General features: G+C 65.2%; 15 protein-coding genes and 2 pseudogenes. 2 read left to right on the top strand and 15 right to left on the bottom strand.

The annotated features are described in order from the left end of the window. Positions 1–590: 590 nt before the first annotated feature. From Vqi01_RS28530 to Vqi01_RS28475, 12 genes are all read right to left on the bottom strand, one after another. Complete coding sequence (locus Vqi01_RS28530; RefSeq protein ID WP_204038242.1) at positions 591–1,334, bottom strand: SDR family NAD(P)-dependent oxidoreductase; 744 nt, start codon at positions 1,332–1,334, stop codon at positions 591–593. Positions 1,335–1,353: 19 nt separating this feature from the next. Further along, positions 1,354–2,622: a dihydroorotase gene (locus Vqi01_RS28525; protein ID WP_204038241.1), complete on the bottom strand. Its 1,269-nt coding sequence runs from the start codon at positions 2,620–2,622 to the stop codon at positions 1,354–1,356. A 109-nt stretch (positions 2,623–2,731) separates the two neighbouring features. Further along, a complete protein-coding gene (locus Vqi01_RS28520; RefSeq protein ID WP_204038240.1) occupies positions 2,732–3,703 on the bottom strand; it encodes a polysaccharide deacetylase family protein in 972 nt (323 codons plus the stop codon). A 60-nt stretch (positions 3,704–3,763) separates the two neighbouring features. Next, the gene (locus Vqi01_RS28515; protein ID WP_204038239.1) at positions 3,764–4,237 is read right to left on the bottom strand and encodes a nucleoside deaminase; all 474 of its coding nucleotides are present in this window, start codon (positions 4,235–4,237) and stop codon (positions 3,764–3,766) included. A 59-nt stretch (positions 4,238–4,296) separates the two neighbouring features. Further along, positions 4,297–5,811, bottom strand: coding sequence for an amidohydrolase family protein (locus tag Vqi01_RS28510; protein WP_204038238.1), 1,515 nt, complete (start codon positions 5,809–5,811; stop codon positions 4,297–4,299). Between the two features lie 49 nt (positions 5,812–5,860). After that, positions 5,861–6,616 carry an amino acid ABC transporter ATP-binding protein gene (locus Vqi01_RS28505; protein ID WP_239098737.1) on the bottom strand — a complete coding sequence of 252 codons (756 nt, stop codon included), beginning with the start codon at positions 6,614–6,616 and terminating at the stop codon, positions 5,861–5,863. Between the two features lie 38 nt (positions 6,617–6,654). Then, positions 6,655–7,326, bottom strand: coding sequence for an amino acid ABC transporter permease (locus Vqi01_RS28500; protein WP_204038236.1), 672 nt, complete (start codon positions 7,324–7,326; stop codon positions 6,655–6,657). Then, on the bottom strand, positions 7,323–7,991 hold the full coding sequence (locus Vqi01_RS28495) for an amino acid ABC transporter permease (protein WP_239098738.1): 669 nt from the start codon (positions 7,989–7,991) through the stop codon (positions 7,323–7,325). The genes Vqi01_RS28500 and Vqi01_RS28495 overlap by 4 nt, the downstream gene beginning before the upstream one ends. Before the next feature lie 84 nt (positions 7,992–8,075). Next, a complete protein-coding gene (locus tag Vqi01_RS28490; RefSeq protein ID WP_204038234.1) occupies positions 8,076–8,903 on the bottom strand; it encodes a substrate-binding periplasmic protein in 828 nt (275 codons plus the stop codon). Between the two features lie 28 nt (positions 8,904–8,931). Beyond that, positions 8,932–10,296 carry an ABC transporter substrate-binding protein gene (locus Vqi01_RS28485; RefSeq protein WP_204038233.1) on the bottom strand — a complete coding sequence of 455 codons (1,365 nt, stop codon included), beginning with the start codon at positions 10,294–10,296 and terminating at the stop codon, positions 8,932–8,934. Next, positions 10,293–10,691: a VOC family protein gene (locus Vqi01_RS28480; RefSeq protein ID WP_204038232.1), complete on the bottom strand. Its 399-nt coding sequence runs from the start codon at positions 10,689–10,691 to the stop codon at positions 10,293–10,295. Before Vqi01_RS28480 ends, Vqi01_RS28485 begins: the two co-directional genes overlap by 4 nt. Next, the gene (locus tag Vqi01_RS28475; protein ID WP_204038231.1) at positions 10,684–11,448 is read right to left on the bottom strand and encodes an IclR family transcriptional regulator; all 765 of its coding nucleotides are present in this window, start codon (positions 11,446–11,448) and stop codon (positions 10,684–10,686) included. The genes Vqi01_RS28480 and Vqi01_RS28475 overlap by 8 nt, the downstream gene beginning before the upstream one ends. A gap of 839 nt (positions 11,449–12,287) precedes the next feature. Here Vqi01_RS28475 and Vqi01_RS28470 point away from each other — a divergent pair. Both Vqi01_RS28470 and Vqi01_RS31480 read left to right on the top strand, forming a co-directional pair. Then, positions 12,288–12,926 (top strand): hypothetical protein, encoded by a 639-nt coding sequence (locus Vqi01_RS28470; protein ID WP_204038230.1) that lies wholly within the window; start codon positions 12,288–12,290, stop codon positions 12,924–12,926. Between the two features lie 221 nt (positions 12,927–13,147). Then, positions 13,148–14,774 (top strand): annotated as a pseudogene (locus Vqi01_RS31480) (DEAD/DEAH box helicase); the annotation flags it as partial. Between the two features lie 25 nt (positions 14,775–14,799). Here Vqi01_RS31480 and Vqi01_RS28460 read toward each other — a convergent pair. From Vqi01_RS28460 to Vqi01_RS28450, 3 genes and pseudogenes are all read right to left on the bottom strand, one after another. Continuing rightward, positions 14,800–15,243, bottom strand: a complete 444-nt coding sequence (locus Vqi01_RS28460) for a hypothetical protein (RefSeq protein ID WP_239098734.1) — start codon at positions 15,241–15,243, stop codon at positions 14,800–14,802. Further along, positions 15,240–15,635 (bottom strand): annotated as a pseudogene (locus tag Vqi01_RS28455) (transposase); the annotation flags it as partial. The pseudogene Vqi01_RS28455 and the gene Vqi01_RS28460, both read right to left, overlap by 4 nt. Positions 15,636–15,733: 98 nt before the next feature. Further along, the coding region (locus tag Vqi01_RS28450; protein ID WP_204038229.1) for an ISL3 family transposase at positions 15,734–17,093 on the bottom strand (1,360 nt) is incomplete at its 5' end.

The following is a 17,093-nucleotide window of genomic DNA, read 5'->3' as shown; positions in this document are numbered from 1 at the left end:
ACGCCAGCAGTGCGGGCTCCGGCATTTCCGGCGACCCGTTGCAACGCCATGACCAGCGTGGCCGGGTCGCTGACGAAGTTGTAGACATCGTCAAACCGGCGACCGATGGTCGGCCGCCGCCCAACGGTGCAGCTTGGTCTGCATCTCCCGTACCCGTATCCCGGCCCATCACCGTTTGACCACGCTGAACCCTTACGGTACGTCGTACACCGACATGTCCGCTCAGAGGCCCGACGGTGTGCGCGGCATTCGTTACCTACTGTATTCGCCAGCCCAACATGAGGGGCTCCGGCATGCTCTCCTGAAGCCGGCGGCTGCTCATGACGTTGGCCATCCCGGAGCCGGAGCGCCCCCGCCGGAGGCAGTAGTAACCGCAACCCCGCACCATGCCGGACTCGCCCGACGGTGCCGGCGTGCGCTTCCCTGCGCCGCGTGTCAACCTGGACCGGGTCGCCGGCCGGCTGCCAGCGCACGAACATCAACCCCGTCGACTGGCTGTCGTCCATCGGCGGCCCCGTGGGCTTACCGCTTTTCGCGCCAGCCGACGCGAAGGTCTTCGCATTTTCCGGAATTGCGCTCTCCGTTCCCTCCTACCGCATGGACAGTCCGCCATCGACGTAGAGTGTGGTCCCCGTTGTGTAGGAGTTGAGGAATAGGAACAGGACCGCCCGCGCCACTTCCTCCTCTGTCCCCACCCTTCCTAATACATTCAGGCGTGAATATCGCTCGAAGGCCTCCCGGCGAGCCTCTTCAGGCCTCCGAGTGGACCAGAAGTTCCCGTCCATCGCGCCGGGCGAGAGGGCGTTGACCCGGATGGGGGCCAGTTCCACGGCGAGGCCTCGAGCCAGTCCCTCCAAGGCGGCGTTGCACGCGACGTAAGCCGGTGTGGCGACCGTCGGCCGGGCCCCGTCCGCGCCGGCCATCAGCACCACGGCTCCGTCTTGGGCCATCTTCGGGAGGGCGTACTTGACCGCGAGGTACTGGCCCCAGAACTTGGCCCTGAATGCGGATTCAGCCTCTTCAAAGCTCAATTCGCGAAGCGGGCCGGTGACATAGTCACCGGTGGTGTTGAACAGGAAGTCCAGATGCTCGACGCGGGAGAAGAACCGCTCCAGCGACCCGGGGTCGCTGGTGTCCACCTGCATCCAGCTGACCTGGGAACCGAGTTCCGCAGCGGTCTCCTCGAGCTTCTCTGCCGTCCGGCCGCCGAGGATCACCTCGCCGCCCTGGGCGCACACCGCCCGCGCCACCGCTCGACCTAGTCCCGATCCACCACCCAGCAGCACCACCACGCGTCCGGCGAAGTCGCCCCCGCCGAGCTCTTGCTGGCGCATCCGGTCGCTCCCCTGCACGTCAAGCCCCTCCCCCGCGCGGCCCGGGCTTGATCCAGCGCCCGTAGCCGGGTTCCACCCGGATCGATGAGCCGTCGAAGACACAGGTGCCCCGCACCCAGGTCTGCGCGACACGGGAGGAATAGACCTCGGTCGCGAAGAAGGGCACATTCTCCACCGCCGCGGACTGATGAGGCAGGTCGGCGAAGGGTGTCGGCTCGTCGAGATCGACGACGACGAAGTCGGCATCCATGCCGACGGCGACGTCGCCCTTCTGAGGCAGGGAGAACCGCTGGGCCGGTGCGAAACTAGTCGCCCTGACGACCTGGTTCAAGGTCAAGCTCCCTTCGGACACGAGGTTAAGAAGCGACGGCAGCATGTATTGGATCCCGGGGAACCCGGCCGGCGCGCGCACCGGGTCGGCGGCCAGTCTCGACACGTCGTCGACCGGGTAGGAGCAGTGATCACTAGCGACGATGTCGATCGCACCGTTCTCCAGACGACGGACGAGCTCGGCCCGAGCTTGTGATGACCTCAGGGGAGGATTGCACCTCGCTCTCATCCCGAAGTCGGTGACCTGGTCCGACGTGAAGCGGACGTAGTGCGGAGCGGTCTCGACGGAAAGGTCGGCGCCTCTCTCAGCGAGGAAGCTCAGCAGGTCCACCGTCAAGGCGCTGGACACGTGGACGAAGTGCATCTTGGCGTCGACTGCCATCCCGATGATCGCCGCACGGACGGCGCTGACCTGCTCGGCGAGCGCCGGACGACTGTCAAGATGGAAGCTGGCGGGATCGGATTCGCCGTGTCGTGCCTGCAGGAAGTTGATCAGATCGTCGTCCTCGGCGTGGATCGCGTGTACGAGGCCCGCCGAGGCGCTGGCCTCCAACACGCGGAGCATCTGATCTGCGGTGACGGCCGTGATCGTGCCAAGAGTTCCCTCCCGTCCCGGGGCGGCCCGGTGGAGGAACGTCTTGACCCCGACGGCGCCGGCGCCCTTGAGGTCCGCGGCCTCGTGGAGGTTGCCAATCCCCAGGCCTCCGTAGAGCGCGAAGTCACCGATCGACTGCGTAGAGAGTCGGTTCCCGCGCTCGTGGAGGAGGCTGCCGGTCAGCACCATGGGATCGGTCACGGGCATCTCCAGGACCGTCGTGACTCCGCCCGCCACGGCCGCCGCGGAACCGATAGCGAACGATTCGCCCGCGTCACGTGGTGATCCCCGGAGGTGGACGTGGGCATCCACCACGCCGGGCAGAAGCGTCAGACCGTCGAGGTCGACGTTCGACCGGGCCACAGCCGCGCTCCCTCGCGGGAGCACAGCTGCCACCACGCCGTCCTTGACGGCGAGGTCACAAGCGCCCTGAGTCGACTCAGAAACGACTCGGGCACCGCGGAGTACCAGGTCATACATGGCGCACCGCACCCGGGTCTGTGCGTGAACAGGCCGCGAGTGACTCGGGGTCAGGGAAGGTCTCGCGCCAGAACCGGGCGATCTCGTCCCTTCGGGCGAACCAGATATCTGAACCCCGGGTCTGACAGAACGCCAGGAATTCGCGCAAGACATCGGCCCGCGCGGCCTGCCCCATCATCCGGGCGTGCAGCCCAATGGAGAGCATCTTCGGTTCTGCGGCCCCTTCGGCCAGCAGAAAATTCACCGCCCGCTTCAGCAGGTCGAGGAAGTCGCTGGGACCGCCGATGTTGAACGCGAACTTGGTGTCGTTGTAGGTCGCCGTGTAGGGGATCACGAGATGCCAGACGTCCCCGACCCGCACGTAGTATGGCAGGTCGTCGTTGTAGGCATCTGAGTCGTAGCTGAATCCATGTTCCACCAACAGGCCTCGGGTGTGGATCGAGGGGCTGTACCTGCTGTACCAGCCAGAGGGCCGGTCACCGGTCAACTGCTTGAACAACTCGATGGCCTGGCCGATCTGGGCCGACTCCTTATCCCGATCCAATTCCCATGCTTCGGTCCAGCGCAGTCCGTGCCCACAGATCTCGTGCGGGGAGTTCCTGAGTCGTTCGAGGAGCGGCGGATTCACCTGGAGGGCCACAGCGGAGGCGAAGATCGTCGAAGGGACGTCAAAGCGCTCGAGTACGTCCAGGATCCGGTGTGTGCCCCGTCGGCTGCCATACTCGAAAATGGACTCGGCCATCAGGTCACGCACGTGCGGGGGGAACGACCTGTGGGACTCCCAACTGGATTCGTTGACTCCGTCACCGAAGTAGTGCGAACGCTCCGCCCCCTCTTCAATGTTGAGCACAACGCTGATGGCAAGTCGCGCGCCGCCAGGCCAGCTGAAGTCCAGTGCCTGTCGTCCGTAACCTACGAAATCCCGGACCGGCCAATTCTGCTCGCCATCCTGTGCAGCACTCATCTCTCCCGCTCACTCCCTATATTCCGCAAATGGCCTGCCCGCACCGTCAATGGCCGCGCTCTATCTGAGGACGGCATTCCACTCTGCATCGCGATAGCGGTCCCAGACCGCAAGACAATCCTGCGCACTCACACCGCCGGCCAAGACGAATCCTGACTCGGTTCTTCCCAGCAGCTCGAGCATGCTGGCGCAAGAATAGCCGCCGTATCTGGCGCGGAATCGCTCCTCGGGGTGAATATCCCGCAAGGAAATTCCGTAGACAAGCTCCGAGATCCCTGCGTTCAATATGGCGCCCAAGCACATAAAGCACGATTCGACCGTCGAATACAGCCGCGATCCCACCAGAGGAAGTCCTGATTCAACCGCTCGCAAGATTGCGTCCACTTCGGCGTGCAGAAGTGGATTCGCGGAACTGACGATACGGTTGGATCCCACAACGAAGTCGGTACCGGCCACCAGGACCGCACCGACAGGTTGATCGCCGCGTGAACCGGCCTTCTCGGCCTCCTGCAGGGCGAGTTGCATGTATTCCATTTGTGTCTCCGAGACTTCTGGCGGGATTGATCGACTGGACGGATGCCCGATGGGCTCCATCAGAAGGGAAGGATCAGGTCGCTCTCCGACCAGTCGGGCTCGGCATCGTCAGCCGGCCGCCAAGGCATCTGCGCGGTGCGGGTGTTCACTGCGTTGTAGTACGGACGCAGCTGTTCGGCCAGGGCCCAGGCCTCGGCGTTGCGAGCGATCATGGCCTGGCCCGCGAGCTTCACCTGCTCGATGGCGGACTCCTCATCGATCGTCGTGATGCGTCCCTCCTCGAGGACAAACTTGCCGGCAACGATGACGTCCGAGACGGATGCGCCGGTCTCCGAGTAGACGAGTTGAGCGACAAGATCGAGACCCGGTGCAAGGTATGTGGACCGTGTGTCGAAGAGCGTGAAGTCCGCCTGTGCGCCGGGACGGATCCCGCTCAGGTCGTGGGACGAGCCAAGCGTCCTCGTCGATCCCGCGAACGCTCGTTCCAGGAGCTGCTCGGCCTTCAGCCAGGTGGACGTGTCGTGGGACCAGATGCGCGACGACAAGCCGGCGCACTTGATGGTCTCCAACATGTTCAGGTTGTCGCTGGACACGGCACCATCCGAGCCCAGGGTCCATGCCACGCCTGCCCGCTCCCACTCGTTGACGCGAGCGACACCGGCCCCCAGGCGCAGGTTCGACGAGGGACAGTGGACGAGGACGGAACCGGCTTCGGCCAGACGTCCCAGGTCTCGTCTGCCCAGCCAGATGGCGTGCGCCGCCGAATCGCCTTCACCGAGGATGCCGAAGTCGATCAGCCTGGCCACGAACGCTCCCGAGAACCTGGTCTGGCTGCTCACGGTCTCGGTACGGCTTTCCGCCAGGTGCGTGTGGATCGGGATCCCGAGTTCGGCGGCCAAGCGACCGGTGTCCTCCAGGAGCTGGTCCGAACACTGGTGGGGGACCGTCGGCGCCAAACCGAAGGTGATGCGCCCCTCGCAGGCGTGGTTCCACTTCTGGCTTGCCTCCGCAGGGATGCGGAGGTCGACCTCGGTGGCAGCCAGATCACGTTCGATGCGTGCCCGAAGATCCGGCGGCAGGGACTCGACGAACCCAGGCAGATGGGCCTGTGACGAAAGGTCGGTGAAGTGAGGGGCGATGAGGGCGCGAACCCCTACGTCCACATAGGCCTCGGCGACGGCGTCGATGTGCTCCCGGCTGAGCGGATAGGTAGTGAACATGTCGACCAGCGCGGTCGACCCACCTCGAACGCACTCGATTGCGTTCAGCGCTGCTGCGGCGTACGCCTCCTCCGGTGTCCGGTCCTTGTTCGCCGCGTCGATATTGCCGATCAGCACCTCCAGCGAAGAGGCACCGAGCGTGCCTCTCGCCAGGATGTTGTGGCTGTGGGTATGTGCGTTGACCAGGCCCGGAATCGCGAGCTTGCCGGAACAGTCGAGTCGCTGGACGTCAGCGGGAAGTGCCGCATCCACCGGGTACAAAGCGACGATGCTCGAATCGCGAACGTGAATCGAGCCCTCGAGGATCCGGCCATCCACGTAGTACCGCAGGCGGGTCAGGAGAAACTCGTTCATCGGTTAACCTCATCCTCCAAAGTTTGGGAAGCAATGAAAAGAACTTCTGTCAGACACGTTGAGCGCGCTTGACGAAGCGCCGCGTCTCTTCGTGTGCAGGGTTGTCCAGGATCTGGGCGGGAGTGCCCGTCTCGAGCACGATGCCGTTCGACATGAACACGATCCGATCCGCAACCGCTCGCGCGAAGGAGAGTTCGTGCGTCACCAGCAGCATCGTCATGCCGTCGCATGCCAGTTGCTGGATGACGTTCTCGACCTCCTCCACCAACTGCGGGTCCAAGGCAGACGTGACCTCGTCGAACAGCATCACCCGCGGGTTCAGCGCCAGAGCCCGAGCGATCGCGACCCGCTGTTGTTGCCCACCCGACAGCTGCAGCGGGTAGGAGCCGGCCTTGTCGGCCAGGCCCACGCGTGCCAGCAGCTTGACCGCTGCGGCCTCGGCCTCCGCCTTACCGGTCCCGTGCACGTGTCGCGGCGCAACCGTCATGTTCTCCAACACGGTCAGGTGGGGGAACAGGTTGTATTGCTGGAACACCATGCCGGTGTCCGAGCGGAACGCGCGCAGCTCCTTCTCACCGTGGGTCCGCTTCCCGGCGGATCCGAAGTCCAGCTGATGGGAGACAACGCGGATCGAGCCCGCGTCCGGAGTCTCCAGTGCGGCGACGGAGCGCAGCAGGGTGGTCTTGCCGGAGCCCGAGGCACCGAGCAGGACAACACACTCACCGGCCTGCACCTGTAGGTCGACGCCCTTGAGCACCTGGTTGGCGCCGAAGCTCTTCGTCACACCGACGACGTCGACGTACACCTGTCCCGCCCCGTCACCGGGCGACACGGTGTTGCTGGTCATGCGAATTGCCTCCGCTCCCTTGCAAAATGCTTTTCAAGCCTGTGCTGCAACTTCCCTGCACCCCAGCTCATGACAAAGTAGATCGCCGCGGCGATAGTGAAAAATAGGAAGTACCGAAAGTTTTGATTGGCCATGAAGTTTGTCTGGAAGAAGAGCTCGCCATAGGTAATGGTGCCAGCTAGGGCCGTCGCCTTCAACACGGTTTGGAGGTAGTTGCCCCACGTTGGAACAATATTTCGAACCGCCTGGGGCAGAATCACGCGACGCCACATCACGCCCTTCCCCAACTGCAGCATTTTGGAGGCCTCGACCTGCGAATGAGGAATAGCCTCCAGGCCGCCACGAAAGACCTCGGAGAGAAATGCCGAGTAGTGGGCGCCGAACACGATGATGGCGGACGCAAACGCGGAGAGCAAGATTCCCAGCTCGGGCAATGAGTAGTACACCAAGAAGAGAAGCACGAGTTCCGGCACCAGGCGCATCACCTGGACGAACGCCGCGAACAACTGACTCAGGCCGGGCACTCTCATCCGACGCACCACCGCGATCAGGAGGCCCAGCACGGTGGCCAGGAGCATCGACATCACGGTGAGCTGGATCGTTCGCCATGCGCCGACGGCAAATAGCGGGAGGTACTCCGACCACCACATGGAAACGCTTTCACTCACGGCGTCGCTCCTGTGCTTACGAGGGCCCGGTTGAGCCTTCGTTCGAATCTCCGCATGCCGAACGCGGCCAGGCCAGCAATGACTACGTAGAACGCAGCCACGAGAATCCAGCTCGCCATCGGGTCGAACGTCACGACTCCCAGTTGCCGGCCCCCGCGAATGAGTTCAGCGACCGTGATCAGGCCGAGCAGTGAGGTGTTCTTGAACAGCTCGATGACCTGGTTCGCCAGAGCCGGCGCGGAGACCACCAGCGCCTGCGGGAAGATCACTCTCCGCAGGGACTGGCGGCGCGTCATCCCCAACATGGTGGCGGCTTCGTGCTGCCCGTGAGCAACTGAATTGAGGCCCGACCTCACGATCTCGGAGGCATAGGCCCCGAAGTTCAAGGACAGCGCGAGAATTCCAGCCACGATGGGGTGGAGGCGAATTCCGATCAGGGGCAGGCCATAGAAGATCCAGAACACCTGGATCAGCAAGGGCGTGCCGCGGAAAACCGCCAGATAGGAATTCACCACCCTCTTCGCCAAGCGACCCCCATAGAGCTGAGAGGTCGCACTCCATGCGCCGATCGCGAGAAAGATCGGAATTGTGATCAGAGTCACCAAGATGGCTACTCCGGCCGGGGGGACCAGCTCTCGCCAATGCTGCGCAAAGAACTCAATCATCTTCACGACATACCTCCATCCTACCCACCAGAGGCACCTCTCCTCGCGACTGTCCTGGCCTCAGGAGGGACCTAGTGGCAGGACTTAATTCCTGTTCGGGGTCGTCTCGTCCGGACCCGTCACTGCCTCGACCGGGTACTCGTTGGACTCCAGGATCTTGGTGAGCTCGCCGTCCTCCTTGATCTCCTTGATGCACCCGTTCACCTTGTCCACGGTGCTTTCGAGGCCCTTGCGGAACCAGATCACCGCGCCGGCCGGCTCGTAGACGCCGTTGAAGGGCTGGACGATCTCCAACTTCGGGTTCGGGTTGGCATTCAGGTACTGGACGACGAGGGCCTCGTTATCGACCACGGCGATGATGCGGCCGTTGGCGAGGTCCCGGTACGCCGACTGGCTCGAGTCATATCCGGCGACACGGTCGCCCAGTTCGGGGTGCTTGACGAGAACCTCATAGTCATAAGTCCCCTGCTTGGCCCCGATGCGGCCCTTGGCAGCGATCAGGCTCTCGATCTCCGTGGTGATTCCGTGCGGGTTCCCCGCCTGAACCATCGCGGCCAGGCGGAACTGGTAAGTGGGGGACGTCGCGTCCGCGAGCTTCTGCCGCTCATCGTTGTACAGCAGGCCGCCGGCGATCACGTCGAACCGCTTGCCCTGAAGGCCGGGGATCAGGCCCTCGAATTCAGCCTGGACGTACTCCAAATTCGCGGGTCCACCGGTGCGCTGCATGCAGGTCTTGATGATGTCGATATCGGTGCCCTTGACATCCTTGCCGTCGATCCAGGAGTACGGCCGCTCATTGACGTAGCCGACCCTGAGGGTGTCGCTCAATTCATTGGAAGCACTACTACATCCCGAGGCGACCAGTGAGAGACCGACCCCTGCTACGATCACCCACATCTTCTTGCGAAACATATCCGTAATTCTCCTCTCGGCGTACTGATTACGTGTAGAGCGTCGCCACATTCCAGAAGTTCATTGAGTGCGGAGTGGCGCCCTTTATTCGTTTGCTGACTGCGATGCTGTAATGCGACCGATATAGCTCGGTGTACATACAGGCTTCGTCCGCGATGGCCATGGCCTGGCGATATATTTCGTCGGCTTCTGGCCCTCCGGCACGGGCATCGAGGGAAAGCGCGAGCTCGTCCAAGGTCGAGTTCTGGATCCCGGTTGCATTGAACGGGCCGTCAGAGCAGTATTCGCGCCGAAGTGTGACGGCGGGGTGCGGCCGCGCCGGCATGCTCTGGATCGCCAGATCCCATCCTGGTGACGAGAGGCCCGGGTAGACCAATGGCCACCACGGCGGGTCGTCGTACAAGGCGACGGACACAGCTAGCCCGTGGGCTTCCAACTGCCGCGCGATCTCGTGCGCCGCCTCCTGTACGGGGCTGATGTTCGGAGCCGCCAATCTGATCGGTCCCGTATTCGTAACGCCGCCGACGGGCGCCGGCGTCCTGTCGGAGAAGTTTTTCGGCGTGCCGGTGTGGTCAGCGGCTTCACCCAGGACGCGGTGTTGCAGCTGGTCGACATCGACCATCCGAGCCACGTGGCGTCTCTGTTGGGCCGAGCCGAGCCAGTTTTTCCTGGCGTTGTACGTGAGGATCGTCCTGCTACCCGAGGCGACGGGAATGACCTCGTAGTGCCGTTTGAACTGCTCATCGCTCACAAGAGCGGGTGGCAAGGTCTCGATGAAGTCGAACTCGCCGGTCAGCGCCCTCTCTCGCCGAACCTCGGAGGTCGGCGCGAACTCGACATGGATGTTCTCGAAGTGCGGCATCGGTCCCAGCCGGTAGGCGGGGTTCCGGCGCAGCCGGACAGAGTCTCCGCGGATCCACTCGACCAACTGGTACGGGCCGAGCCCAGTCGGCTGGAGTTCCGTGTCAGCGACCACATAGTGCCTCCAGGCCAGGTACCAGGGCAGCGTCGGGGCGGGCCCGTCTGTGCATATCTGGACCTCCTGCGCGGAGACGGCTCTGACCGTCTTGATCCCGGCGAGATCGCGGGCATGCAGCGAGTTTCGCCGAGGATCCAGACTGCGCCGGATGCTGTCAGCGATCGCTTCCGTGGTGGCGGCCTGTCCATCGGAGAACGACAGGTCCCGGTGTACCTGGAAACGGAAGTCGTCCCATTCCGGTGATGCGCTCCACGAGTGTGCGATGGATGGGACGATCTTCCCGGAAGCATCGAGATCGAGCAGCCCCGGGCAGGTGAGCTTCAAGACGGGGGTGGCTGCGCTGGAGTCCGCGAACGACTCGTTGGGCTGCAGCGACAACATCTCGTGGTTCGCCAGCACCTTCAGGGTGCTCATGGTTCTCTCCCCTCCTGCTGGCACACGAGGTGCAACTTGATACCGGCGAAGGTGGATCGTTCGAAGGCCGCCACCTGGTTTCCGAAGGCGCCCACTCTCGGATGGCTGTCAAGCGACTTGAAACCAACCGAAGCGAGTTCCCCCACCGCCTGGACGATTTCGCCCGCGTCCACAGCGATGTGGTCGAGCGCGGCCAGGTCGTTGCCCGGGGGCGGGTTTGCTGGGTCCTCGATCAACTCCAGGCGGCAGTTCCGGAACCGGGCATACGCGATACGTGGTTGATCGGCACGGTCCTTCGCGTCGTACTGGATCTGCACGCCGAACGCCCGAGTGAGGACAGACGCCACCTTTTCGATGTCTGCCACGCGGATGCCGATGTGGTGAATATCAGCCATAGCTCGTCGGGTTCAGGTGCAGGCCGACAGCTTCCACAGCAGCCGTGAGCAACTCGGCGAGTCGCCGGTCAGAGGTGGAAGGCATGCGGTGTGCCGGTCCGGCGATGCTGATGGCGCCCTTCAGTGTCTTGCGGGCGTCGAACACAGGGCAGGCGACCGCCTTGACGCCGGGCTCGTACTCGCCCTCCGTGATTGCGACACCCTGCTCTCTGATCCCAGCGAGGTCCGCTAGGAGCGCGTCGATGTCAGTGACCGGGTGATCGCTGTACCCGGTGGTTGTTGTGACGGCTGTGACAGCCTCGGTGAAGGCGGGCTCCGGAAGGTTCGCTAGGAGGATCTTCGAGGAGGCGCCGACGTGGAGCGGATGCAGCGTCCCCGGCTTGAACGACAGGTTGAGCGGCTGAGGCCCTGACACCTGCTCGAGCGCCAACGCCTTGTTTCCGACCACCACGGTGAGAATGACGCTCTCGCCGGAGTCCACGGCAAGTTTGCGCATCACCGGCAACGCGACCTCGGAGAGCGACCCTCTCAATTCGACGTGGCTCGCCAAGGACAGGATCGCCGGGCCCAACGAGTACTCGCCCGTGGACCGGCGCACCACGAGATCACGCTCGCGCAGACTCTTGATGAAGCGATAGGTCGTGCTCTTGGTCGCGCCCATCTGCTCAGCCAGCGCCTCCACGGTCCAAACAGGACGGTTCGCGAAAGCCAGCAGCAAGTCGAGGACCCGTGCGTGTGCGGGCTCACCATCAGTCATCCTGACTCCAGTTATTCCTACATCGTGCGAACGCGTAGCACCATATAGAAATATGGTGCACTTCACAAGAGGGCCGCGAGGACGCTCTCTTGCCACTGGGACTCCGGTGGGTAGGAGGTTCGAAACAGGCGCTTTTCGCCTGGCAGGACCGCCGCGGCGCCTGGGTCAGGAGCCGGCCAGTGAGCGAACGATGCGCCGCATCCTGGGGCGGGCCCAGCAGCGTGGCTATCGGCCCCAGATCGCGGCCACTGGCTTCAACCACGCCCTGACCGTCGGGATGTTCGTTGTGCCTCTACGACGTGACTACGCTCTACTTCAAGGCTGAGCTTGATCTTTAACCCTCGCGTTTGCTTACGTGCTGCGATGATCAAGTCACGCTTGACGGTTTTGCCGACGTCGTGGTGGGGTGCGGGCCGGCGGTTGCGGGAGCCGGGTGGTCGACCAGAACCTGGTCTGTTGCCGCTGGCCGCTCCCACGGCCGGCGCAGGTCCGCAACGAGGGCTCGGCGTCTGAGGAGTCCTCCAGGCGAGCGCAACGGGACATCGGACGGCCGATCCCCCGACCGAGGGAGCGGATTCCCCGTTCCCGGGCAGGAGAGGTCGTCCGTCGCCGTACACGATTGGTTGATGACAATCGGTATTGCCGGGCCCAGGCGATGAGGGCGAGATATCAACGCCCGGCTCGCGTTGGTGACCGGCGGTTTCCAACGACCAGGGTGCCCTGCGGGGACAGGAGATCCAGCTCGAGCGGCGGGAGCGCGACCTGGAGAGGGAGGTGACCGCGCGGGCCGCCGCGGAGGTGACCGCCATCCGGCGGGTTTCGGGACGACGGCCTGCCTCGTGCCGATCAGCCCACTGGAGGTCGAGGGCGAGGAGCGGCTGGGGCGGGCCCTCCGGTGGACGCTGCAGGGCCGGTGGTTCAGCCACGGATACCCCCCTGCCGGTGGCGCTGCCCGCTGGGGTGCCGACGCTGCCGGCGAGGAACTGGCTGCGCCCGGTGGGCGGCGGGCGAGGCTGCTGCTCCGCCGACCCACCCCCGAGGAGCGGTCGCACCTGCTCCGGGAGGCGGTGGACCGGCACCATGGCCCGAGCCGGGACAGTCAGCTTCTGCCGGCAGAGCTGACGGCCACCCTGGATGCGGCGGGGGCGGCCTTCGGTCGGTTCGACACCTGCCCGCTCTGCGAAGAGCCCGGAGCGCGGCTGCACATGCGGGACCGCGACACCTTCCACGCCCGGTGCGGCAACTGCGAGGCCATCTGGGGCAGCCGGGTCTGCTGCTGCGGTGCTCGGTACCCGGTGCTGTGGCCGCACAATGCCATCATCGACACCACCAACGGGGATCGCGTCGACCGGACAGCCGGCGCGGATGTGCTGGCGATGCCGTGCACCGCCGCAGAAAGCGTTCCCGGATCGCGGTTTCGATGTCCGGAGTGCCGGGAGTGTGCGGGGCGACCGGGATGCACCTGCCAGGACGGCTGACTCCGGCGGGCGTCACAACGAAAGGTGGCCGATCTCGTCCGCTGGGGATCCTCGTCCTACGTAACCGCAGGGTCCGGTGACGTTCCCCGATGGCGTGGAGCCGAGAGATCGCCGGAACACAGGGTGACCGCGACCCGGCAGGCGTCGGCGTGCCGCCTCGACACCCGCGCTTCTGCCCCGCCGTCTGAGGTTCGGATAGCAGCCGAGGACCGGGCTGCCGGGCAGACGCCGTCGGAAACGGACCCGCTCCATGCTGCCAAATGGCAATGCAGCGCTGGCGCAGCTGTTCCACCTCACCGATCGTGCGTTGAACGGCCGCTGGCTCGGCTGGTGGTACCGCCGGCGCCTGCGCCGCCATGGCGCGTACGATCGGGACGCCATCAGAGCCCTTGGCGAGCGTGCCGTCATTGAGCTGCGGTGGCGAGAGTGTCGGCAACGGCTCGACGCGCTGCCTGACCTCCATGTGTCCTGGCAGCGGCTTACCGAACTGATCGGCACCGAGCGGCCCACGCGCAGTATCGAGCTGCTGCGTGCCCAGATCGCCCGTCGCGTGGCGTCGGGCGCGCGACTGCTGCAGGACCAGGCTGATGAGATGAGCAAAGCCCAATCTGACAGCTGGGCATATTTCCCGGAGCTACTAAGCGTGTTGCCGGGTTGGGCGGTCACGGCGTTGTCCGTGCGACGACTGCGTCGAAGCCACGCAATGTACGACCTGGTGGTGATTGACGAGGCTGCACAGTGCACGGTGCCGGAGATCCTGCCCATGCTGTATCGCGCCAAACGCGCGCTGATCATCGGTGACCCACGACAACTACCACCCGTCATCGATCTACCGAAGACCGACGACCTCGCACAACAAGCCAAAGCCGGCCTCAGCACCGGATGGGTGAACACCCGCCGACTGACCTACACGCCACTCGGCGTACGACTCCTTCGCTGCCGCAGCCGGTACGGCCTACTTGCTTGACGAGCACTACCGGTGCCACGCCGACATCGTCGACGTACAACCGCGAGGTGTACCAGGGCCGGCTCACCGTCCTGACGGACCCTGCCCGGTTCGCCGCTCCCGCCGATCCGGCCGTACGGTGGCGCGACGTGGTGGGAACGTTCAACTACGGTCCAAGCGGGTCCGGACGCAACGACGTCGAGATCGCGGCAGTCGTGGCCGAGGTGGCGCAATTGCGCGCGACCTACCCAGACGCCTCCATCGGAGTGGTCACACCACTCGCCGCACAGCAACACGGCCTGACTTCCGCGCTACACGCCGCTGGTCTCTCCGAAAACTTAACCTGCGCGACCATTCACAAGTTCCAGGGCAGCGAACGAGACATCATGGTCGTCTCGCCCGTCGGCGCCCACGGCATCGGTGACCGCACCCGGAATTGGCTCGTCCACCAGACCAACCTATGGAACGTCGCCATCACCCGGGCCTGCTCCCATCTCGTTGTCGTCGGTGATCGGTCATGGTGGTCAGGTCAACGCAGCCTACTCACCGCCCTGGCCCTCGGCAGTGAGCCGACCATGGCTATGCCGGAAGCCGGCCCAGGGCCTGCCGACCACCTGCACCTTGCCGAGACAGGCCTCGCCGTGCAGCGGGACGTAGTCGTCTCCGGGCAGACCGCCGACCTCGTCGTCCGAAACGCTCGCCAAAAGCTAGCTGTCATCGTGGACGACCCTGCCGGAAACCCGGACGGCCGCCGACTACGCAAGGTGCTCGCACGCCTCGACATCGCAGCCCACCATGCCGCGATCCACCGTGTCCCCGCATGGCGCTGCCTCGCCGAACCCGAACAGGTGGCCGCCGAACTGTCCGCACGACTCCGCCAGCTCAGCGAGACACACCGCTGACGCAACGGCATCGAGGAAAACTGGCTCATTCGACGGCGCTGGCACAGACGAGGTTCCGAGTGTTAGGTCCGTTTCTGGGCGAGGGTGAATACTCCGGGCTCGTCTTCGGTGAGGACGTGGGGTTGACCATGCGTTTCAGCTTCGCGCGGGTGCCTTCGACGTGTTTCGGTGAGGGCTCGACGCCGAGGGCGAGGCAGATGCTTTTGGCGCGCATGCCGGCGGGCTCGGCACGAAGGACAGCCAGGATCTGCTGGTAGGGGGCGCTGGCGATGGTGGGGGCGTCGGCGGTGAACTCGGCGGCGGCGAGGGTGCGCAGGGTGGTGCGGGTGGTGGCCAGGTCGGCCAGTTCGCCGTCGAGGCGGGCGAGTTCGCCGGTGAGGGTGGTGATCTGCTCGCGTAGCCGATCGGCGTGCCGGCGTGCGGTGGTTTCGCGGTCGGCGATCAGGTCGAGGACCGTGGGAAGGTTCACCGGTGCCGCCAGGAGGGTGTGCTGGTTCCGGTCAGCCGGCGCACGATATTCGCCGTCGATGCCCACAGGGTTCGTGAGACCGCCGATTCTGGTCGGCTCTCGTACTCGCGCACGAGGCGGCGGTGCAGCATCAACGTGCCGTTGACCTGCTCGACGATCCACCGCTTGCGGATCGGCACGAATCCGCCTCGGATGTCGGAGCGTTTGACGACCTCGACGTCGACACCCAGGACGGCGCCGTGCAGCGCGAGGTCCCGTTTGAACCCGGCGTCGACCCAGGCGCGGCTCACCGTCGGAGCGTGTTCGGCGACCTTGTCGAGCAGCCGGATGCCGATGGTGTTGTCGGTGACCGACGCCGCGGTCACCACGACCGCGATGACCAGCCCCAGTGCAGCAGATCATGGATCACCTGATCGGTGCCGTCGTCTGTCGGCGGCCAGTGAAAGATGGCTCTGGCACGAAGTTCGTGATCACTCCTGCGGCATGGCGGTTACTCGGCGAGGATGACGCGGCGTCGGAGGAGGTCGAAGTTCGCTCGGCCGTACATCTGCCTTTTGATCGCCTTCAATCGGCACACGTTGCCTTCGACAGCGCCGCTGCTGTAGGGCAGCGTGAGACCGTTACGGACCGCGTCGTAGTCCTTGACCAGCCCGGCGGCGAAGCCGGCCAGCTGCGCGACCCCGCTGGATCGAGCCTGGGTGATCCAGGTGTCCAGGTGCTGGCCTTGGCGTTGACGCAGCATGCCGGCGAAGTCACTGACCAGGCGGTCCACGGTGCGCAGGCTGTCACACCGCCCGAGGATGCGGGCCAGATCGGCGCGTTCGCGGTCGGTGCGCTCGGCCGCTGGCCGGATGATCCAGCCGGTCACCTCCCGCGGCTTCGGCGCGACCGCGGTCATCGCGGTTGGTTTGATCGTGCCGTCGCGCCAGCTCTGCAGCAGCCGGCGCACCGTGCGGGCGCTGCCGCGGTAGCCGCGCTCGCGTAGCTCGGCGGTCAGTCGGGTGGCGTTGGTGCATCCCTGCTCCCAGCGTTCGGCGAGGTAGGAGGTGTGTTCGTCGAGGCCCCGGGCTCGCGGGGCGGTCTCGGTGAGCAGTTCATCGGCGGTCGCCGCGCGTATGTAGCGGCGGACCGTCTTGCCGTCGAGGTTCAACGCTTTGCTGATCGCGGTGGTGCCGACACCCGTGGTGTGCAGGGCGTGGATCTCAGCGTGCCGTTGCCGGGTCACCTCGACCCGTCGGCCCTGCTCACCGTCGGTTGATGGACGCGGCTGGGCGACGGCTTCGGCTTCGGGCCGGTCCTTGAGGCAAGCGCGATGGGCGCGCACGACCCGGTCGACGGCCTGGGTGAGGTTGTGCAGCAGATGAAACCGGTCGGCGACCTGGATCGCGTCCGGCGCACCGAGCCGGGCGCCTTCGGCGTACCCGTTCGCACGGTCACGGCAGATTACCTGGGCACCTGGGCGGGCACGTAGCCAGTCGGCGAACGTGTCGGCGTGGCGGTCAGGCAGCAGGTCGACCGGCCGGCCGGTATGCATGTCTACGATGATGCTGCCGTAGGTGTTGCCCTTGCGGAACGCGAAATCGTCGACACCAAGCACCGGCAGCGTGCCTGCCTCGGGCACCGGCAACGCCCGGACCAGCCGCAACAGGGTCGTGCGGGACACCTCGACAGCCAACAGACGAGCCATCCGCGCGCCCGGACGGCCGCCCAACGCCAGCGCGATCTTCTCCAGGAGGCCGCGCAGCAGCGAGGTGCGCCGGGCATATGGGGTGGTCACTCCTGGCACCTGCTCCGCGAACGTCCGCCGGTCGCAGGCGGTGTCGTCGCAGAAGAACCGCCGGATCCGCACC

It is taken from the genome of Micromonospora qiuiae (genome assembly GCF_016863555.1).
GTDB lineage: Bacteria > Actinomycetota > Actinomycetes > Mycobacteriales > Micromonosporaceae > Micromonospora > Micromonospora qiuiae.
This window is presented reverse-complemented; position numbering and strand designations above follow the sequence as displayed.